This is a genomic window from Micromonospora sp. NPDC005172 (assembly GCF_040608555.1).
In the GTDB taxonomy this organism is placed as follows: Bacteria; Actinomycetota; Actinomycetes; order Mycobacteriales; family Micromonosporaceae; genus Micromonospora.
Genome location: NZ_JBEXIL010000034.1, coordinates 22,145 through 40,660 on the forward strand (window position 1 = coordinate 22,145; position 18,516 = coordinate 40,660).

Annotated in this window: 20 protein-coding genes; 11 read left to right on the forward strand and 9 right to left on the reverse strand. The window is 70.2% G+C overall.

The annotated features are described in order from the left end of the window. The first annotated feature begins 19 nt into the window (after positions 1-19). A complete protein-coding gene (locus tag ABZV06_RS22070; RefSeq protein WP_355242564.1) occupies positions 20-526 on the forward strand; it encodes a DUF402 domain-containing protein in 507 nt (168 codons plus the stop codon). Between the two features lie 12 nt (positions 527-538). Here ABZV06_RS22070 and sigJ read toward each other — a convergent pair whose 3' ends face one another. Next, a complete protein-coding gene (gene sigJ, locus ABZV06_RS22075; RefSeq protein ID WP_355242567.1) occupies positions 539-1,504 on the reverse strand; it encodes an RNA polymerase sigma factor SigJ in 966 nt (321 codons plus the stop codon). 178 nt (positions 1,505-1,682) lie between these two features. On the opposite strand from sigJ, the gene ABZV06_RS22080 reads away from it, so the two are divergent. The 3 genes from ABZV06_RS22080 to ABZV06_RS22090 all read left to right on the forward strand — a co-directional run bounded on the left by ABZV06_RS22080 (position 1,683) and on the right by ABZV06_RS22090 (position 4,399). Then, complete coding sequence (locus ABZV06_RS22080) at positions 1,683-2,633, forward strand: PPK2 family polyphosphate kinase (RefSeq protein WP_355623759.1); 951 nt, start codon at positions 1,683-1,685, stop codon at positions 2,631-2,633. A 127-nt stretch (positions 2,634-2,760) separates the two neighbouring features. Continuing rightward, complete coding sequence (locus tag ABZV06_RS22085; protein WP_007465788.1) at positions 2,761-3,387, forward strand: DUF47 family protein; 627 nt, start codon at positions 2,761-2,763, stop codon at positions 3,385-3,387. Between the two features lie 4 nt (positions 3,388-3,391). Then, the gene (locus ABZV06_RS22090; RefSeq protein ID WP_355242574.1) at positions 3,392-4,399 is read left to right on the forward strand and encodes an inorganic phosphate transporter; all 1,008 of its coding nucleotides are present in this window, start codon (positions 3,392-3,394) and stop codon (positions 4,397-4,399) included. Positions 4,400-4,450: 51 nt separating this feature from the next. Here ABZV06_RS22090 and ABZV06_RS22095 read toward each other — a convergent pair whose 3' ends face one another. After that, positions 4,451-5,419: a Gfo/Idh/MocA family oxidoreductase gene (locus ABZV06_RS22095; RefSeq protein WP_355623762.1), complete on the reverse strand. Its 969-nt coding sequence runs from the start codon at positions 5,417-5,419 to the stop codon at positions 4,451-4,453. A 374-nt stretch (positions 5,420-5,793) separates the two neighbouring features. Between ABZV06_RS22095 and ABZV06_RS22100 the strand changes: the two genes are divergently transcribed. Next, complete coding sequence (locus ABZV06_RS22100; protein ID WP_355623765.1) at positions 5,794-6,627, forward strand: NUDIX hydrolase; 834 nt, start codon at positions 5,794-5,796, stop codon at positions 6,625-6,627. 84 nt (positions 6,628-6,711) lie between these two features. Here the strand turns inward: ABZV06_RS22100 and pstB are convergent, their stop codons facing one another. From pstB to pstS, 4 genes are read right to left on the reverse strand one after another with little or no spacing between them, the layout of a single operon-like run. Continuing rightward, positions 6,712-7,488 (reverse strand): phosphate ABC transporter ATP-binding protein PstB, encoded by a 777-nt coding sequence (pstB, locus tag ABZV06_RS22105; protein WP_099848932.1) that lies wholly within the window; start codon positions 7,486-7,488, stop codon positions 6,712-6,714. Between the two features lie 17 nt (positions 7,489-7,505). Further along, complete coding sequence (pstA, locus tag ABZV06_RS22110) at positions 7,506-8,594, reverse strand: phosphate ABC transporter permease PstA (RefSeq protein ID WP_355242583.1); 1,089 nt, start codon at positions 8,592-8,594, stop codon at positions 7,506-7,508. Beyond that, on the reverse strand, positions 8,591-9,685 hold the full coding sequence (pstC, locus tag ABZV06_RS22115; RefSeq protein WP_355242586.1) for a phosphate ABC transporter permease subunit PstC: 1,095 nt from the start codon (positions 9,683-9,685) through the stop codon (positions 8,591-8,593). Before pstC ends, pstA begins: the two co-directional genes overlap by 4 nt. Before the next feature lie 38 nt (positions 9,686-9,723). Next, entirely contained in the window at positions 9,724-10,833 is a 1,110-nt protein-coding gene (pstS, locus tag ABZV06_RS22120; RefSeq protein ID WP_355242589.1) for a phosphate ABC transporter substrate-binding protein PstS, read from the reverse strand. Between the two features lie 610 nt (positions 10,834-11,443). On the opposite strand from pstS, the gene ABZV06_RS22125 reads away from it, so the two are divergent. Then, a complete protein-coding gene (locus ABZV06_RS22125) occupies positions 11,444-11,791 on the forward strand; it encodes an SH3 domain-containing protein (RefSeq protein WP_355242592.1) in 348 nt (115 codons plus the stop codon). 182 nt (positions 11,792-11,973) lie between these two features. Here ABZV06_RS22125 and mshD read toward each other — a convergent pair whose 3' ends face one another. From mshD to ABZV06_RS22140, 3 genes are all read right to left on the reverse strand, one after another. Continuing rightward, positions 11,974-12,900 (reverse strand): mycothiol synthase, encoded by a 927-nt coding sequence (gene mshD, locus ABZV06_RS22130; RefSeq protein WP_355242595.1) that lies wholly within the window; start codon positions 12,898-12,900, stop codon positions 11,974-11,976. An 87-nt stretch (positions 12,901-12,987) separates the two neighbouring features. Continuing rightward, positions 12,988-13,893: a polysaccharide deacetylase family protein gene (locus ABZV06_RS22135; RefSeq protein ID WP_355623768.1), complete on the reverse strand. Its 906-nt coding sequence runs from the start codon at positions 13,891-13,893 to the stop codon at positions 12,988-12,990. 135 nt (positions 13,894-14,028) lie between these two features. Further along, positions 14,029-14,748, reverse strand: a complete 720-nt coding sequence (locus tag ABZV06_RS22140) for a response regulator transcription factor (RefSeq protein WP_179781168.1) — start codon at positions 14,746-14,748, stop codon at positions 14,029-14,031. A 241-nt stretch (positions 14,749-14,989) separates the two neighbouring features. Between ABZV06_RS22140 and ABZV06_RS22145 the strand changes: the two genes are divergently transcribed. The 5 genes from ABZV06_RS22145 (at position 14,990) to ABZV06_RS22165 (ending at position 18,512) form a co-directional block, all read left to right on the forward strand. Next, positions 14,990-16,042, forward strand: coding sequence for a hypothetical protein (locus tag ABZV06_RS22145; RefSeq protein ID WP_355242601.1), 1,053 nt, complete (start codon positions 14,990-14,992; stop codon positions 16,040-16,042). Positions 16,043-16,147: 105 nt separating this feature from the next. Further along, positions 16,148-16,936 (forward strand): DUF2993 domain-containing protein, encoded by a 789-nt coding sequence (locus ABZV06_RS22150; protein ID WP_355242604.1) that lies wholly within the window; start codon positions 16,148-16,150, stop codon positions 16,934-16,936. A gap of 116 nt (positions 16,937-17,052) precedes the next feature. Beyond that, entirely contained in the window at positions 17,053-17,130 is a 78-nt protein-coding gene (locus ABZV06_RS22155) for an Ms5788A family Cys-rich leader peptide (RefSeq protein WP_310503780.1), read from the forward strand. 210 nt (positions 17,131-17,340) lie between these two features. Next, entirely contained in the window at positions 17,341-18,189 is an 849-nt protein-coding gene (locus tag ABZV06_RS22160; protein ID WP_355242607.1) for a sulfurtransferase, read from the forward strand. Between the two features lie 2 nt (positions 18,190-18,191). Continuing rightward, positions 18,192-18,512, forward strand: a complete 321-nt coding sequence (locus tag ABZV06_RS22165) for a DUF1416 domain-containing protein (RefSeq protein ID WP_355242610.1) — start codon at positions 18,192-18,194, stop codon at positions 18,510-18,512. Positions 18,513-18,516: the final 4 nt, after the last annotated feature.

Consider the following 18,516-nt stretch of genomic DNA (forward strand, 5'->3'; position numbering starts at 1 on the left):
ATCGGTTAGGGTGCGAATCATGCCGAGCGACGTGGTCCGAGTGATCTACCGCAAGTACGACGGCAGCGCGCACCGTGACTACCCGGCCCGTCGCCTCGCGGAGGACGACCTCGGCGTCTGGCTCGGCGTCCCCTTCGGGACCGAATCGGTCTACCACGGCCGTCCGTCGGTGGAGAAGATCCCCTTCGTCCTGCTGGTGCCCCACCACGCCTGGTGGACGTGCATGTTCAACCCGCCGCCGCGCACCAGCGAGGTCTACTGCGACATCGCCACGCCGGCCCGTTGGGAGTCCGACGACACCGTCCACCTGATCGACCTCGACCTGGACGTGGTCCGACGGCGGGCCACCGGCCTCGTGGAGTTGCTCGACGAGGACGAGTTCGCCGAGCACCGGGCCCGCTTCGGCTACCCGGAGGACGTGGTGGTCGAGGCCGAGGCGGCGGCCCGGTGGCTGTACGGGGCTCTCGGCGACGGCACCGAGCCGTTCGCCACGTCGTACCGCAAATGGTTGGCCCTGGTGGTCTGAGCCGGCAGCGGCTCACCAGCGCGGCGGCCACCGGTCGTCGTCGAGCAGCGGCGGCAGGCCGGTCAGCTTCAGCGGGTTGAGCTGGTTGAAGATGCCGGTGATCCGGCCGTCGTCCACGGTGAACGCGGTGACCAGCCGGATCTGCCTCCCGTCGGTGTGCGTCGTCTCCATCTGCAAGCCCAGGGCGCCGTCGACGAGCACCGAACGTGCCCGCACCCGCTGCGCGTACCGGCCGGTCCGGCCGAACAGGCCGAGCGTGAGGCGACCCACCGCGTCAGCCCCGACCACCGGCCGCAGAGCCGTCGGGAAGTGCCCACCCGCGTCGCCGACGAGGACCACGTCCGGCGCGAGCACCCGCAGCAGCGGGTCCAGCTCGCCGGACTCGGTGGCGGCCACGAATGCCGCGAGGACACGCCGTTGCTCGGCCGGGTCGGCGGTGTGCCGGGGCGCATCCGGTGCGGTGACCGCCCGCCGAGCCCGGGAGGCGAGCTGCCGCGCGCCCACCTCGCTGGTGCCCAGGACGTCCGCCACCCGGGCGAACGGCACCGCGAACACGTCGTGCAGCACGAGCGCGACCCGCTGCTCGGGCGCGAGCCGTTCCAGCATCACCCGCAGGGCGGTGCCGACCTGGTCGGTGCGGACCGCGCGCTCGGCGGGATCGGGGGCATACCCACCGCCGGCCACGCCGCCGTGCAGCGGGCTCACGACCGGCTCCGGGAGCCACTGCCCGGGGTACGCCTCCCGACGGACCCGAGCCGAGCGCAGGACGTCCAGGCAGAGCCGGGCACAGGTGGTGGTCAACCACGCGGAGAGGTCGCGGATCTCGGCGCGGGCGGCCGGGTCGGCGAGGGCGCCGGCGTACCGCAGCCAGGTCTCCTGCACGGCGTCCTCGGCTTCGCTGCGACTGCCCAGCATCCGGTGGGCCACCGTGAGCAGCCGCCCCCGCTCGACCTCGAACTCCGTCGCCAGGTCCCGCACGACCCACCACCCTCCCCGCTCGCCAGGTGCCCTGGCGTACATCCTCCAACCAACCGGACGTGCCGGTGGCCCCGGACGTGACGGCGGGCTGGTCACTCGTGGCGGCCCGCGACGGACGAGGGGCCGCCCTGGTGGGCCTCGGCGGGCGGAAGGTGCGGGGGTGGGCGATGATCCGAGGATGAGCGAAAGCGGGCAGGAGCAGGGCGAGCGGATCGTGGCACCCCACGGCGGGTCCGTACGGGATCTGCTACGGGTCACCGCGCCCGTGGATCTCGCCGCGATCGACCCCCGGTCCACGCCCGGCCTGCCGGACGCCAAGGCGATCGGCGAGCGCCGGAAGACCTGGGCCCGTACGCAGGTGGAGTTGATCGGCGAGGAGCTGGGTCGGCAGCAGGAGATGCTGTTCGCGATGGCCAAGGCCGGCTCGGCGGACCCGGCGCGCCGGGTGCTGCTGGTGCTCCAGGCCATGGACTGCGGTGGCAAGGACGGCACGATCAAGCGGGTGGCGGGCGCGATGAACCCGCTGGGCCTGCACATCCGCTCGTTCGGACCGCCGACCCCGCAGGAGCTGCGGCACGACTTCCTCTGGCGGATTCGCCGCGAGCTGCCGCCGCCCGGGTACGTCGGGATGTTCAACCGCTCGCACTACGAGGACGTGCTGATCGCCCGGGTCGGCGCCCTGGTGCCGAAGGCGACCTGGCGGGCGCGCTACGAGCAGATCAACTCCTTCGAGCGGGAGCTGGTCGACGACGGGGTGACCGTCGTGAAGGTGATGCTGCACATCTCGTACGCCGAGCAGGGCGAGCGGCTGCTGGAACGGCTCACGGACCCCCATAAGCACTGGAAGTACAACCCGTCGGACGTCGACTCCCGGGCGCACTGGGACGACTACCAGGCCGCGTACACCGAGGCCCTGAGCCGGTGCGGCACGGACGTCGCGCCGTGGTTCGTGGTGCCGGCGGACCGCAAGTGGTACCGGGACTGGGCCGTGGCCCACCTGCTCCGTGAGACGTTCGACACGCTCGGTCTGGGGTATCCGCCTGCCGATTTCGACGTCGCGCACGAGCGTGAGCGATTGGCCGCTGGGGGAGCGGGGACGGTTGGGACGCCCGAGATGAACAGCAGATGAACGACCGGTGAATGTGGCCTGGCCAGGGGTGGGCCGGGGAATTTGCGGTTCTGGCGTTTCCTAGCATTCACCGAGCGGACGCCTACGGACGCCGCCACCCTTCCACCGACGCGACGAGGTCTGTGCTGTGAAGTTTTCCTTCCGCCCCACCGAGGGCGCCTTCTACGAGCTCTTCACCAGGGCCGCGCAGAACCTGGTCCGGGGCACGGCGCTGCTGAACGAGCTGGCTCTGCCCGGTGTCGACGTGCAGTCGGTCAGCGAGCGCCTGACCGAGGTCGAGCACGACAGCGACCAGATCACGCACGATCTGTACAAGAAGATCAACTCGACCTTCATCACGCCCTTCGACCGGGAGGACATCTACCGGCTGGGCTCGCTGCTCGACGACGTGATGGACCACCTGGAGGCGGTCGGCGACCTGCTCTACCTGTACGGGCTGACGGAGCTGCCGGCGCTGCCCCGCGAGCTGCACGAAATGGTCAACGTGCTCGACCAGCAGGCCAAGCTGACCGCCGAGGCGATGCCCCGGCTGCAGTCGATGAAGGACCTCGAGGACTACTGGATCGAGTGCAACCGACTGGAGAACGAGGGCGACCGGATCAACCGGCAGCTGCTCGTCCGACTCTTCTCCGGCGAGTACGACGCGTTGACGGTGCTGAAGATGAAGGAGGTCGCCGACGAGTTGGAGGCCGCCTGCGACGCCTTCGAGCACGTGGCCAACACGGTCGAGACCATCGCGGTCAAGGAGTCCTGAACCGGTGACTCCCGAACTCATCGCCGTGCTGGCGGTGATCGCGGTTGCCCTGGCGTTCGACTACACCAACGGCTTCCACGACGCTGCCAACGCGATCGCGACAAGCGTCTCCACCCGGGCGCTGACACCCCGGATCGCCCTCGGCCTCGCCGCGGTGGGCAACTTCTTCGGCGCACACTTCGGTGCCGGGGTCGCCAAGACCGTCGGCGACGGCCTGGTCACCCTCCCCACGGGGGTGAGCAGCCTCGGGGTGGTCTTCGCCGGGGTGCTGGGTGCCATCGCCTGGAACCTGATCACCTGGTACTTCGGCCTGCCGTCGTCGTCCTCGCACGCGCTCTTCGGCGGTCTGGTCGGCGCGACCCTGCTGTCGACGGGCGGTCTCGTGCAGTGGGGCAACATCGGCGAGAAGGTCATCCTGCCGATGGTGCTCTCGCCGATCGTCGGCCTCACCCTCGGTTACCTGCTGATGCTGGCGCTCCTCTGGCTGTTCCGCAAGGGCCAGCCGGGCAGGCTCAACCGGGGTTTCCGCCACGCGCAGACCGTCTCCGCCGCCGCCATGTCCGTCGGCCACGGCATGCAGGACGCCGCCAAGACGATGGGCATCGTGGTGCTGGCGCTCTACACCGGCGGTTTCCAGGAGAGCAAGACGCACATCCCGGGCTGGGTCTTCTGGACCTCGGCGACGATGTTGGCCCTCGGCACGTACGCCGGTGGTTGGCGGATCATCCGTACCCTCGGTCGTAAGATCATCGACCTTGGGCCGCCGGAGGGTTTCGCCGCCGAGACGGTGGCCAGCGCGGTGCTCTACTTCAACGCCCTGGTGCTGAAGGCCCCGATCTCCACGACCCACACGATCACCTCGGCGATCATGGGCGTGGGAGCGACGAAGCGGCTCTCGGCGGTTCGCTGGAACGTCGCGGGCAACATCGTGATCGCCTGGATCATCACGTTCCCGGCCTCCGCGCTGATCGCCTGCGTCACCTACCTGCTGGTCCGGCCGCTGTTCGGCTGACCGGACCCGACGCGTGACAGGGCCCCCCGGACACCGGGGGGCCTTTCGCGTTCACTCGTAGCGCACGCCGATCTGCTCGCGGACCGTGTCCAGCAGGGCCATCACCTCAAGGGTCGTGGTGTGCGGCACCAGCGGGCTCTCGGTGAGCCCGGCGGCCAGGCAGCGCCCCACCTCGATCGCCTCGTACTGGTAGCCGTTGCCGGCCTCCTCGGCTGTGATCGTCTCGGGCTCGGCGCCGTCCCGGTGCAGGGTCAGCGAAGCCGGTCGGAAGAACGGCTCCGGCAGGTCGATACGGCCGCTGCTGCCGGTGACCGAGGCGGCCAACGAGCTCGCACCGACCATGCCGCAGCTCAACGTCGCCACCGCTCCGCTGTCGTACCCGAAGAGGATGCCGGTGTTCTCGTCGGTCCCCTCCGGGCCGAGGTGCGCCCAGGAGCGGACGTGCTGCGGCACGCCCAGCAGCAGGTGCGCCAGGCTGATCGGGTAGATCCCCAGGTCGAGCAGCGCGCCCCCACCCAGCGCCGGGTTGCGCATCCGGTGCTCCGGCGGGAACGGTCCGGCCACCCCGAAGTCGGCCCGCACATTGCTCACCGTGCCGATCGCCCCGTCCGCGATCAACTCGACCGCCCGCAGGATCAGCGGGTTCGTCCTCATCCACATGGCCTCCATCAGGAAGACCCCGGCGGCGCGGGCGGCGTCCACCAGCTCGGTGCTGGTGGAAAGGTCGAGGGTGAACGGCTTCTCCAGCAGCACCGCCCGGCCGGCGGTCAGGCAGGTCAGTGCCGCCTCGTGGTGCGCGGCGTGCGGAGTCGCCACGTAGATCACGTCGACCTCCGGATCGGCGGCCAGCTCCACCCAGGAGCCGTACGCCCGCTGCGCGCCGTAGGTGTCCGCGAACCGCTGCGCGCTGTCGACGGAGCGGGAACCGACCGCGACCAGCTCGGCGTCCGGCACCAGCCGGAGGTCTTCGGCGAAACGGCTGGCGATGTGGCCGGTGGCCAGGATGCCCCAACGAGTCATGCTGGAACGCTAGCTGAGCGACGTGAACCGCCCGCTGCCTGGCCGCCGCCCAGCTCATCCGTCGGGACCTCGGCGCGCTCCTGGCCGCCCCGCGCCCCGCGCCCCGCGCCCCGCGCCTTGCGCCGAGGCCGCGCGCCGGACACTGCGCACCGCGCGCCGCGCCGGCCGGGCCACCCCTCACCTACGCCCTTTGCTCTGCTTCAGCCGACGCAACAGTGCCGGGGATTTTTGTTGCCTGGGTTGAAGCAGAGCAAAGGATGTGTGGGGGGGCGGGGCCGGCCCGCCTGCGCCGACTGGGCGGGGCCGGCCCGCCTGCGCCGACTGGGCGGGGCCGGCCCGCCTGCGCCGACTGGCCGGGGAACTAGGCTCGCGGCATGACGAGCGACAGCGACGGCTTCGCCGCCCCGGCCGCCCTGGTCGAGCACGCCCGCCGGTTCCGGGCCGAGGGCGGCACCCCGGCGGTGCCCCGGGTCGCGGCCACGGTGCTGCTGCTGCGTCCGACCGACACCGACTTCGAGGTGTACGTCATCCGCCGCGTCGCCGCGATGACCTTCGGCGGGATGTACGCCTTCCCCGGGGGCGGGGTGGACCGCTCCGACTCGGAGGCACACCTGGACTGGGCGGGCCCGACACCGCAGGAGTGGGCAGGCCGCCTCGGCGTCCCCCCAGACGCGGCCCGGGCGGTGGTCTGCGCCGCCGCGCGGGAGGTCTTCGAGGAGGCGGGTGTGCTGCTCGCCGGCCCGGACCCGGCGACCGTGGTGGGCGACGTGAGCGGCGACGACTGGGAAGCGGCCCGGCAGGACCTGGAGGGTCGCCGGCTGGGCTTCGCGGCGCTGCTCGCCAACCGTCAGCTCACCCTGCGGTCGGACCTGCTGCTGCCCTGGAGCCGGTGGGTCACTCCGGAGTTCGAGCCACGGCGCTTCGACACGTACTTCTTCGTCGCCCTGCTGCCGGCGGGACAGCGGACCCGCGACGTCTCCGGCGAGGCCGACCATACGCTGTGGATCCGGCCGGCGGATGCGCTGGCCCGGGCACAGGCCGGTGAGCTGACCATGCTGCCACCGACGCTGGTCACGCTGGCCCAAGTGGTGGCCGCTGGCGACCTGGCCGGCGTGGCCCGCGCGGCAGCTCAGCGGGACGCCGCCACCCCGGTCACCCCACGCCTGGACCTGCCGCCGAACGGCGAACCCCGCTTCGTCCTCGGGTGACACGTCGGGTGCTGAGGCGGTGCCGGGAACGGCACCGGCGCCCACGCCGGGAGGGCGGGGCGCCGGTGAGCGGGCGTGACCGGCTCAGCCGAAGCGGCCGGTGATGTAGTCCTCGGTCTTCTTCACGCTCGGGTTGCTGAAGATCTTCTGGGTGTTGTCGTACTCGATGAGCCGGCCCGGGTCGCCGGTCTTCTCGATCGAGAAGAAGGCCGTCCGGTCCGAGACCCGCGCGGCCTGCTGCATGTTGTGGGTCACGATGATGATCGTGAACTTGTCCTTGAGTTGGAACATCAGGTCCTCGATGGCCAGCGTGGAGATCGGGTCCAGGGCCGAGCACGGCTCGTCCATCAGCACGACCTGCGGCTCGACCGCGATGGTCCGGGCGATGCACAGCCGCTGCTGCTGACCGCCGGAGAGGCCCGCGCCGGGCTTGCCGAGGCGGTCCTTGACCTCGTCCCACAGGTTCGCCGAGCGCAGGGCCTTCTCGGCCGCGTCCTCCAGGATCGACTTCTTCCGGACGCCGTTGAGCTTCAGCCCGGCCACCACGTTCTCGAAGATGCTCATGGTGGGGAACGGGTTCGGCCGCTGGAAGACCATGCCGATCGTGCGCCGGACCGCGGTGACGTCCACGTCCCGGTCGTAGATGTCCTGGTCGTCGATGGTCAGGCTGCCCTCGACGCGGGCTCCCGGCAGCACCTCGTGCATCCGGTTGATCGACCGCAGGAACGTCGACTTGCCGCAGCCGGACGGCCCGATGAGAGCGGTGACCGTCTTCGGCTCGACGGTCAGGTTGATGTTCTCGATCGCCTTGAAGCCGCCGTAGTACGCGGTGACGTTCGAGGCGGAGACGCGCTTGGCCATGGTGGTACCTCCGGGGTTCATCGGCTGAGCCTGTTGCGACGGGCCAGCAGCTTCGCCGCGATCGTCAGGATGAGCACGAGGGCGACCAGGGTGAGTGCCGCGGTCCACGCCCGTGCCGGCGCGTACTTCGACGCCTCGCCGGCCTGCTGGTAGACGAAGAGGGCCAGCGACGACTGGTTGTTCTCGAAGGGGTTCGTGTTGATGGCGGCGCCACCGCCGGCGACGAGCAGGACCGGTGCGGTCTCGCCGGCCGCGCGGGCGATCGCGAGCATGACGCCGGTGACGATGCCGGGCAGCGCCGTGGGCAGCACCACCCGCAGGATTGTCTTCCACTTGGGTACGCCGAGCGCGTACGCGCCCTCACGCAGCGGGGCCGGCACGAGGCGGAGCATCTCCTCGGTGGACCGGACGATGGTAGGCAGCATCAGTACGGCAAGGGCCAGCGCGGCGGCGAAGCCGGAGAAGCTCGGCCGGCCGCCGTTGAACCACGGCGACACGATCAGCACCCAGAACGCCAGCACGAAGAGGCCGGAGACGATCGACGGGATGCCCGTCATCACGTCCACGAAGAACCGGATCGCGAAGGCGAACCGACCCCGCCCGTACTCGACGATGTAGATCGCGCAGAGGACGCCGAGCGGGACGGTGATCAGGGTGGCGATGCCGACCTGCTCCAGGGTGCCGACGATCGCGTGGTACGCGCCGCCGTTGGCGTCCCGGGCCCCGATGTTGTTCATCGAGGTCTGGAAGAAGTTGCCGTCCAGCCGCTCGGTGCCCTTGCTGACCAGCGTCCAGACGACCGAGATGAGCGGCAGAACCGCCAGCACGAACGCGGAGTGGATCAGCGCGCTCCAGGTGCGGTTGCGGGCCGACCGACGCCCCTCGACCACGTTGGCCGCAGCGAAGAGCCCGGCCAGGTAGAGGATCGCGCCGAGGACGACGACGAGGACCGGTCCGCCGATGTCGGCGCCGTAGACGATCACGGCGGAGAGTGCGAGGGCCGCCACGGCGATGACCGGTGCCGCGTACCAGGGCAGCCGCCGGGCTCGCAGTGAAGCCGGCTGGGCCGGCGGCCGGGTGCGGTGGGAGGTGACGGTTGTGGTCATGCGGCGGACTCCGTGAACTCCCGGCGGCGGTAGATGATCGCCCGCGCGATGATGTTGACGATCAAGGTGATCGCGAACAACACGAGGCCAGAGGCGATCAGGGCGCCCCGGCCGGTCTCGTTCGCCTCGGCGAACCGGTTGGCGATGTTGGCCGCGATGGTGTTACCACCGGACTCGAGCAGGTTGAACGAGATGGCGTAGGTGGAGCCGAGGGTCAACGCCAACGCGATGGTCTCGCCCAGCGCGCGGCCGAGGCCGAGCATGACCGCGGCGATGATGCCGGGGCGGCCGTACGGCAGCACCGCGGTGCGCAACATCTCCCAACGCGTGGCACCCAGTGCGATGGCGGCTTCCTCGTTGGCCTTCGGCGTCTGAAGGAACACCTCGCGGGTGAGCGAGGTGACGATCGGCAGGATCATGATGGCCAGTACCAGGGAACCGAGCAGGATCGAGTTGCCGTAGGGGCCGTCGCCGCCAAAGATCGGGATCCAGCTGAAGTACTTGTTGAGCCAGACAGAGAGGTCCGACACCGGGCCGATGAGGTAGTCGCGACCCCAGAGGCCGAACACCACGCTGGGTACGGCAGCTAGCAGGTCGATCAGGAAGCCGAGGCTGTTGCCGAGCCTGCGCGGAGCGTAGTGGGAGAGATAGAGCGCGATGCCCATTGCCACAGGTACGGCCATGAGCAGCGCCAGGGCGGCGGTGAGCACGGTGCCGAAGGCGAGTGCGCCGATGCCGAACGTGGGCGGGCTGTCGTTCGGAAACCAGCCTTCGAAGGTCCAGAAGTTCGCGGAGTTGGCGCGTAGTGCCGGGATCGCCTTCGCGACCAGGAAGACCGCGATGGCCACGATGATGACCAACACTGTCGTTCCGGCAGCCAGGGTTAGGCCACGGAAGGCCCGCTCGGCCCCGAACTTCCGGTTACGGGGCAGCGTGTCGCCGCCGCCGCCCAGCCCGGTGCCGCCCGGGAAACGGGTGCTGACTGGTGCCTCGGCCTCACGCGCCGAGGCACCGGCGGGCCACTCGTGACTTTCGGTCACGCGCGTCCCACCGGTGCCGGCGTCGGCCGAGCGGTGAGGGGTTTCACCCATCTGCTCGCTCGATTCGATTGCGGAGGTGTGGGGTCGGGTCAGGAGAGGTTCTTTACCGCGGTCTCGACCTTGGTGCGGACCGTCTCGGGCAGCGGGGCGTAGCCGAGGTCGGTCAGGGAGTTCTGGCCCTCAGCGCTGGCGGCGTGGCTCAGCAGACCCTTGACCAGCTTCAGCTTGTCGGCCGCGAGGCCCTTGCTGCAGACGATCTCGTACGTCGCCAGGACGATCGGGTAGGCCCCGGCCTCCTTGGTGTTGTAGTCGATCGATAGCTTGAGGTCGTCGCCCTGGCCATCGATCTTCGCCCCGGCGATGGTCTTGCCGGCCGACTCAGCGGTCAGCGCGGCCCACTCGCCGGCACCGTTCTGCACCTTGGCCTTGTTCAGGCCGGAGTTCTCGGCGTACGACCACTCGACGTAGCTGATCGTGCCGACCGTGCTCTTGACCTTGCTGGCCACGCCGTCGGACTTGGCGGCACCGATACCACCCGGGGCCTTCCACGCCTTGGCGTTGCCGAAGGTCCAGTCCGACTCGGCGGTCTTCGACAGGTATTTGGTGAAGTTGTCGGTAGTGCCCGACTCGTCCGAGCGGTGGACCGTCTGGATGGCGGCGGACGGAAGCTTGGCGTCCGGGTTGTCCGCCTTGATGGCCGGGTCGTCCCACTTGGTGACCTTGCCGGCGAAGATCTTCGCCAGGGTGGCCGGCTTGAACTGCAGGTTGTCCACGCCGCTGCCGGCGTTGTAGACGACCGCGACCGGGCCGATCACCATGGGCAGGTTGAGAGCTTTGCCACCGGCGCACTTGGCGTCGGCCTGCGGCTGCTCCTCCGGCTTGAGCGCGGAGTCGGAGCCGGCGAAGTCGGCGGTCCCGGCGATGAACGCCTGGATGCCGGCACCCGAGCCGGAAGCCTCGTAGTTGATGGTGGTGCCAGCACACTTCTGCTGGTAGGCCTTGATCCACTCGGCCATGGCGTTCTTCTGGGCCGACGAGCCCTGGGCGTTCACCGTGCCGGTACCGCAGTCGACCGCGGCGGCGGAGCCCGAGGCGCTGGCGCCGGAAGTGGGCTCGTTGTTGTCCGAGCCGCATGCACTGAGGCCGAGCGTCGCGGCAAGAGCGAGGCAGGCAATAGTGCCGTACCGCTGGAGCTTCACCTGAGGGGTTTCCCTTCGCGTCTGACTTGGCGCCCCGATCCCGGGGGCCGAGGACCGGCACTGACCGGCTGACACGAAAGTTAGAAGTGCCAGGTAGCCGGTTCGCCGGTCGCGAGTGAACGCGAGGTGAACACGTGCGGCCCCTGAGGTGACCGCTCGCTGAGGGTGAGTTGTCCGTTAAGTGAACTGCGATGCACCTGTCGGAAGTATGGTTATATTTCTAGTACGCTGTTATCTCGCCGACACATTTCGTGACCAGCCGGCGACCTGACCACTGCGGCGAGCGCCGGAACCTCAGACTCGGGCGGCTTCGCAATCGGTTCTGCCTCGTCCCCGCGCTGGGTTAAATCCTGACCCCCTAGGTGTTGGCTGGTCGTGGGATCTGGATGTTGTCCTGTCAGCGTGGATGTCGAATCGGCGACTTTTCGATCGTTCCATCCGACCCTCCAGCGTCGAAGCGCTGCTCGTACATGGAGATGAACCCGCGCTTAATGCGAGGCTGCGATGGGATGAAGAGAACCGTAAGAGAATGCTCCCCGACCCATTCATTGACATTCCCGTCTGGGGTGGTAATCCTATCTCAAGGCGAACGCGAGGGAAGGATATTGCAATGAAGGTGATTAGTAAGATTCCGCGGGCCATGGCGGTAAGTGCTGCCACTGTAAGTCTGGGCTTGATCGCTACAGGAACGCCTGCCCTCGCGGCACCTTACACGGTGTGGGCCTGGCATGATGCGAATGTTCGATCCAATACCAGCACCAGCGCCTCCGTTGTTGGCAAGATCTATGCCTCCAACAGCTACCCCGCTGAGTGTTACGTCATTGGTCAGACGGTCAAGGATCTTGGCTACACGAACAAGTACTGGATTCTGATTGATCTGAAGAATGGTGGCCACGGTTGGGTTAGTGGAATCTATCTGCAGGGTGATCAAATGGGTAATGTGAATAGCGAATGTTAGGCCTGATGCAGATCGCTGAGACGCCCTGGTTCGGCACGGCGGAGCCGCAGCCACACCGCAATTGGCAGGCATATCTCCTGGCGCTTTGCGGGTGTTAGCCCCACCCCATTGAACGGTGGTGCTTTCCTCGTCTGGGCTGGCAGAACCATGGTGAGGTTCTGCCAGCCCGCTACGGCCGGCCTTCAGCCCAGGTGGTAGTTGATGTGCGCGGACCATCGGGCGAATCCGAGTCGTTCGTACAGGGCGACAGCCCCGGTGTTCGAGTCGTCGACGTAGAGCATCACCCGGTCCAGACCCCGCTTGTCCCGCAGGTACGCGAGCCCCGCCGTGGTCAGTGCCCGCCCGAGGCCACCGCCGTGTGCGGTCGGCTCGACCCCGAGCACGTACACCTCGCCGATGCGGGCCGACCCGGGCCGCTCGTGCACCTTCGTCCAGTGGAAGCCGAGCAGCCGGCCGGTCGCGGTCTCCTCGGCGAGCAGGAAGCCGGCGGGGTCGAACCACGGCTCGCCCAGACGGACCCGCAGGTCGTCCGAGGTCCACCGGCCCTGTTCGGGGTGCTCGGCGAAGGCCCGCGCGTTCAGAGTCAGCCATGCCGCGTCGTCCGCGCCGGGCCGGAACGCGCGCAGCACCACCCCGTCGGGGAGGCGTGGCTCGCCCAGCGGCGCCGCCAACGGCCGGCGGAGTTGCCAGAGCACCCGGGTCCGGGTGAATCCGAGGTCCACGGCGAGTGCCGCCGCCGACGGGTGGTCGCCGTGCGCCCACGCCCGCAACGGTCCGGTCGCCGAGGCGAGCACACCTCGGGCCAGCGCCCGGCCGGTGCCCCGCCGCCGGTACGCCGGGTGCACCACCAGCTCCACCCCGATCCCGTCCACCGGGTCGGTGGTGTCCAGGTGCGCGTACCCCGTCAGGGTGCCGTCGTCCGCGCGGGCCAGCAGGTGCACGGCCGGAGCGTCCGGGTCGCGCAGGCGGAGCAGGACGTGCTCGTCGAGCGGGTCCGCGCCATCGGTGTCGCCCGCCGTGCGGGCCAGGGCCAGTACGCCGGCGATCTCCGTGGGGGACAGTCGGTCGGTCCGGGTCACCTGGTCGCTGGTCGGCTCCGCGCTGCTCATCCCGTCACCGTAGCCGCTGCGTCCCGTGCGTCCCGGACTGTCTGCCGAGTAGCGCCCTGGACCCGTCGCCGGAGGAGGATGACCGGCTCACGTCGGGTCGGTGGGCAGCGCCTCCAGCTCGTACCGGGCGCTGAGTTCGGGCAGGATTCGGCGCAGCGCGTCGACAGTGCCCTGCCGGTCGCCGCCGGCGTCGTGCATGAGCACGACGCCCCCGGCTCGCGCCTGCGCGAGCACCGTCGAAGCGATCTTGTCGGCGCCGGGCGCCTGCCAGTCCGACGGGTCCACCGACCAGTGCAGAGGGGTCATGCCGAGCTGCTGGGACACCGACACCACCGGGTAGGTCCAGGCGCCGCCGGGTTGCCGGTACCAGACGATCGGGGCGTCCGGCACGGCCGCTCGGATCGCCTCGTTGGTGCGTACCAGATCGGCGCGGATCTGGTCGGCGGACCGGTTGCCCAGCGTGACGTCGTGGTGCCAGGAGTGGTTGCAGAGCGTGTGGCCGTCGGCGACGATGGCCTGGATCAGGTCGGGGTGGTCCTGGGCGTTCTCGCCCACCACGCAGAACGTGGCCTTGACGTCGTACTCGCGCAGCGTCGCGAGGACCTGCGGTGTGTAGCGCGGGTCTGGACCGTCGTCGAAGGTCAGCGCGAGTCGGGCGGTGCCGGTGCCGGTGTGGGCGCCGAACAGCTTGTCGCCGCCGGCGTCGCGGCCCGTGCCGTCCTGGCCGGCCTCGGTGGGACCGGCGGCGTTCTGGCTGGCGTTGGCGCTGGGGCTGGGGCTGGGGCTGGGGCTCGCGGCCGACGGCCGCTCGGGTGGTTGGTCGGCGTAGTGCGGCCCGTCGGCGTCGGTGGTGACGCCGGTGGCGTGCCGCTGCGGCTGGTCGGGGACGAGGCTGCGGCCCAGCACGTACGCCGAGCCGAGCAGCGCCGCCACCACCACTGTCACGATCCCTGCCGCCCGCGCGGTCGAGCTGACCCGCGTCACGGCTTCCATCCGGTCGGCCGGAGCCGCCGGCCCGTCGCCCCCGTGCTACCTGCGCGCACCCTGAACCCCCTTTTGCGACAAACCCGGCAGTCAGAATAGGACCGGCGAGATGCGCAAAAGGGGCATATGGGGAATCAGGTGGAGCTAGACGGGCAGCGGTGCGTGCTCCGCCTCGGGCAGGGACCGCGACGGCGGTACGACGAACTTGTAGCCCACCTGGCGGACCGTGCCGATCATCGACTCGTACTCGGAGCCGAGCTTGGCGCGCAGCCGCCGGACGTGCACGTCCACCGTCCGGGTGCCACCGAAGTAGTCGTACCCCCAGACCTCGCGCAGCAGCTGGTCGCGGGTGAAGACCCGGCCCGGGTGCTGGGCCAGGAACTTCAGCAGCTCGAACTCCTTGTAGGTGAGGTCGAGCGGGCGACCCTTGAGCTTTGCCGCGTACGTGTCGGGGTCGATGGTGAGTTCCCCGGCCCGGATCGAGCCGCCGGCGCCGGCGGTCGCGTTGCTCAGGCGACCGACCGCGAGCCGCAGTCGGGCCTCGACCTCGGCGGGGCCGGCGGAGGCGAGGATGACGTCGTCGACGCCCCAGTCCGCGTTGAGCGCGATCAGGCCGGCCTCGGTGACGACCGCGACCAGCGGCACGCCGAGCCCGGTGGCGTGCAGCATCCGGCAGGTCGCCCGGGCCTCGCTCAACTCCGACCGGGCGTCCACCAGCACCGCGTCCGGGCTGGGCCCGGCAACCAGGGTGCGGACGTCGCGCGGCGCGGTGCGCACCGAGTGTGGCAGCAGGTCGAGTGCCGGCAGCACAGCCGACGGTTCCCCTGCGCGTGCGGTCACCAGCAGCAGGATCTCCACGATCACCTCCGTCCCGGCGGCGCATCGCCGCACGCGACCAGACACACTCGTGAGGGAGTGCGCTGAGAAATTGCGTGGTCCCGGCGTCGCTGACGGGCGGGTAAGGCGTTGAGCGTAACCGATCGCCTCGGCTGCGCCCGCAGGCCATTTCCTGTTTGTCTAGCTTGCCCCTGATCGTGGCACAGGTTTTAACGTTGCTGAAACCCGTGACCGTCGCGTCGGGCGGCCGATCTGGCACGATCGGGGCGTGTTTCCCTCTACCTCGCCCGACGCCGGCCGCGATTCGTGGGTCGACGGCCCCCGTCCGGGTCCGGCCGCTCCGACCCGTGGCCACCCGCCCGCGCCGCGTACCGGGCCGGCGCCCGCCGAGGGCGAGCGCCGTGAACGTGGTCCGCGCCGAGCCCGTCGTGCCGGAGAGCCGGCCCGTCGCAGCGAGGACGAGGTCGACGAGCCGGAAGAGGAGGTCATCCCTCCGGTCGAGGTGCACCGTCCGCTGGCGCTGACCATCGCCGGCTTCGCCGCGCTGCTCGGCGTGGGACTCGTGCTCGGCGCGCAGACGTCGGGACCGGGCCACCGGCTGCCGTTCGCCTTCATCATCTTCGGCGTCCAACTGCTGTTCGTCCTCGCCTGGACGATGGCCATGCGCCCACCGGCGTTGCTGCTGGTCGGCGGGATCAGCGCCGTCGTCGCCGCTGCCGCCGACGTCGCCGCCGTCCGGAGCGACATCGCCGGTCTGGCGCCGCTGGGCTACCTGGCCGTCGGCGGCTTCCTCGCCGCCGTGCTCGGCCAGCTGGTCCGCCGGGTCGACCGGGTCCGGGTCACCGACTCGCTCGGCGCCACCCTGCTCATCGTGGTCGGCGTCGTGGCCTTCGGCACGCTGATCGTGCTCAGCCGCATCCCGGCCGGCACCCAGGCGATCACGGTCTGCCTGACCGCGAGCGGGGTCGCGTTGACCGTCGCCCGGCTCACCGACGCGGTGCTGCCGTGGCCCCGGCTGGCCCCGCAGGTGCCCCGGGGCGCGGCCGGCGTCGTCGGCGGCGCGATGGTGGGCACGCTGGGCAGCGCGCTGCTCGGCAGCTATCTGGTGGCCCCCTTCACCCCGACCAAAGCCGCGGTGATCGGCCTGGTCGCGGCCGTCACCGCCGTCCTCTCCGACCTTGCGGTGGGGTACGCGGAGGCAGGCCGCCTGATGGCCGGAGAGCCGCCCACCATGTGGGTCGCCCGGCACATGCAGGGACCGCTCGGTGGGTTCGCCCTGGCTGCGCCCGCGGCGTACGCCATGTGCATGCTCTTCCTCTGAGCCCACGGTTGAGGCCGGTGCCCGTCGGGTACCTTCCGTTGCGCCGCGCTGCGGCACGAGTTCGGACGTCCCGCCGTGTCGCGGCGGGCAGAGACAGGAGGCGGCGTGGCCGACGATTATCCGGCTGGCGAGACCCGGCCCCGACGGCGCGGACGCAAGGTGCTCATCGGCCTGGTCGTCCTGCTCCTCGTGGTGGCGGGTCTGCTCGTGGTCGCCGACCGGGTGGCGGTCGGCGTGGCCGAGCGGCTCATCGCCGAGCGGGTCAGCCAGGAGATCAGCAAGCAGGGCGCGCAGTCCACGGCACCCGACGTCGAGGTCGGTGGGGTGCCGTTCCTCACCCAGGTGCTCGACGGGCGGTACGAGCGCATCTCCATCTCGCTGCGGGACGTGCAGGCCTCGGTCGAGGGCGACGCCGTACGGTTGCCGGTGCTGGACGTCGACGCCCACAACGTGCGGGCCTCGCTGGACACGCTGCGTTCCGGCCAGGGTGACATCGTGGCCGACACGGTGAACGGCACCGGCACGGTCAGCTACGAGAGCCTGGCCGCGCTGCTGGACCGGCCCGGGCTCACCCTCGGCGAGCAGGGCGGCAAGCTGGCCGTCACCGCCCCGGTCGACATCCTCGGCCGGAAGTTCACCGTCGCCGGCACCGCCGACGTCACCGTCGGCGAGAACGGCAAGGTGGCCCTGCGGTTCAACAACCTGGACGCCGCGGGTCTGCCGAACCTGCCGCTGGCCCGCACGGTGCTCAACAACTACGCCAAGGGCATCTCCATCGACGTGCCGCTGCCCGACCTGCCGTTCCAACTCGCGGTCCGGAAGGTCCAGCCGTTGCCCGAGGGGCTGGCGGTCACCGCCGACGCGAAGAACGTGCCGATCAACTCCGTCAGCTGAGTGGCGCGTCAACGGTCCGGGCCGCTGGGACGACGCGGCGGCCCGGTAGCCGGCCGATTCCCGGATGGTGGTCGCTACGGTGGCAGCCCGGTCACTGGCTGGTAGGCTCCGTGACCATGGGGACCCACCTCACCAAACGGCGCGCGGTCGACCTGTGCCGCGTGGCCACCTGCCTGTGTCGCCCTGTCATCTGACGGCGGGGCTGTTTTCGGCCGCCTGACGGCGGCCACCGGCACGCAGGGTCCTCGATCCTTTCCGGTGATCCCACCGAATGCCCGGCAGCGGCGCCGTCGCACGAACCCCGTGATCCCGTCCTTCCGCTGGGTCCCGCGCGCGGTGCGACAGTTCAACCCATCGATATTCGCGCGTTGGCTCACCATCCATCCTCACCAGGGAGTGATTCGATGAGTCGCGACACCGCACTCGTATCGGCCGAGTGGGCCGAGAAGAACCTCGACGCCCCGGGCGTCGTCTTCGTCGAGGTCGACGAGGACACCTCGGCCTACGAGACCGGCCACATCACCGGCGCCATCAAGATCGACTGGAAGACCGACCTCCAGGACCAGGTTCGCCGGGACTTCGTCAACAAGACCCAGTTCGAGGCGCTGCTGTCCGAGCGGGGCATCAGCAACGACGACACCGTGATCCTCTACGGCGGCAACAACAACTGGTTCGCGGCGTACGCCTACTGGTACTTCAAGCTCTACGGTCACCGCGACGTCAAGCTGCTCGACGGTGGCCGCAAGAAGTGGGAGCTGGACGCCCGCCCGCTGGTCACCGAGACGGCGACCCGCCCGGCGACCCAGTACGTCGCGCAGGAGCCGGACACCTCCATCCGGGCCTTCCGCGACGAGGTCGTCGCCGCGATCGGCACCAAGAACCTGGTCGACGTGCGCAGCCCCGACGAGTTCGCCGGCCGGCTGCTCGCCCCCGCCCACCTTCCGCAGGAGCAGGCGCAGCGGGCCGGTCACATCCCGACGGCGATCAGCGTGCCGTGGTCCAAGGCGGCCAACGAGGACGGCACCTTCCGGTCCGACGACGAGCTGCGCAAGATCTACGGCGACGCCGGGCTGGACGACGGCAAGGAGACCATCGCGTACTGCCGGATCGGTGAGCGGTCCTCGCACACCTGGTTCGTGCTGCAGGAGCTGCTCGGTCACCGCAACGTGAAGAACTACGACGGCTCCTGGACCGAGTACGGCTCGCTGGTCGGCGTGCCGGTCGCTCTCGGCGACGAGCCCGGGGAGGCCTGACGATGACTGCTCCCACCGCTGCGGGCTGCGCCGCACCCGACCAGGCCGCGCCCCTGCCGGCCAGCCTGGACCTCGAGAAGGAAACCGTCATCACCGGCATCGTCCGCTCGGCGGCGGACGAGGTCGTGCCGGGCGCGTACGTCCGGCTGCTCGACTCCACAGGTGAGTTCACCGCCGAGGTGGTGACCTCGGCCGCCGGGCAGTTCCGGTTCTTCGCCGCGCCGGGCTCGTGGACGCTACGGGCGCTGTCCCGGCACGGCAACGGCGACGCTGCCGTCACCGCTGGCCGGGGCATCAACGAGGTGGCCGTAACCGTCGCCTGACCCA

Coding starts and splice junctions, on each gene's coding strand:
- ABZV06_RS22070 (WP_355242564.1), top strand. CDS start 20: ATGCCGAGCGACGTGGTCCGAGTGATCTACCGCAAGTACGACGGCAGC.
- ABZV06_RS22080 (WP_355623759.1), top strand. CDS start 1,683: ATGAGCGAAAGCGGGCAGGAGCAGGGCGAGCGGATCGTGGCACCCCAC.
- ABZV06_RS22095 (WP_355623762.1), bottom strand. CDS start 5,419: ATGACTCGTTGGGGCATCCTGGCCACCGGCCACATCGCCAGCCGTTTC.
- ABZV06_RS22100 (WP_355623765.1), top strand. CDS start 5,794: ATGACGAGCGACAGCGACGGCTTCGCCGCCCCGGCCGCCCTGGTCGAG.
- pstB (WP_099848932.1), bottom strand. CDS start 7,488: ATGGCCAAGCGCGTCTCCGCCTCGAACGTCACCGCGTACTACGGCGGC.
- pstA (WP_355242583.1), bottom strand. CDS start 8,594: ATGACCACAACCGTCACCTCCCACCGCACCCGGCCGCCGGCCCAGCCG.
- pstC (WP_355242586.1), bottom strand. CDS start 9,685: ATGGGTGAAACCCCTCACCGCTCGGCCGACGCCGGCACCGGTGGGACG.
- ABZV06_RS22125 (WP_355242592.1), top strand. CDS start 11,444: ATGAAGGTGATTAGTAAGATTCCGCGGGCCATGGCGGTAAGTGCTGCC.
- mshD (WP_355242595.1), bottom strand. CDS start 12,900: ATGAGCAGCGCGGAGCCGACCAGCGACCAGGTGACCCGGACCGACCGA.
- ABZV06_RS22135 (WP_355623768.1), bottom strand. CDS start 13,893: ATGGAAGCCGTGACGCGGGTCAGCTCGACCGCGCGGGCGGCAGGGATC.
- ABZV06_RS22155 (WP_310503780.1), top strand. CDS start 17,053: ATGGGGACCCACCTCACCAAACGGCGCGCGGTCGACCTGTGCCGCGTG.
- ABZV06_RS22160 (WP_355242607.1), top strand. CDS start 17,341: ATGAGTCGCGACACCGCACTCGTATCGGCCGAGTGGGCCGAGAAGAAC.
- ABZV06_RS22165 (WP_355242610.1), top strand. CDS start 18,192: ATGACTGCTCCCACCGCTGCGGGCTGCGCCGCACCCGACCAGGCCGCG.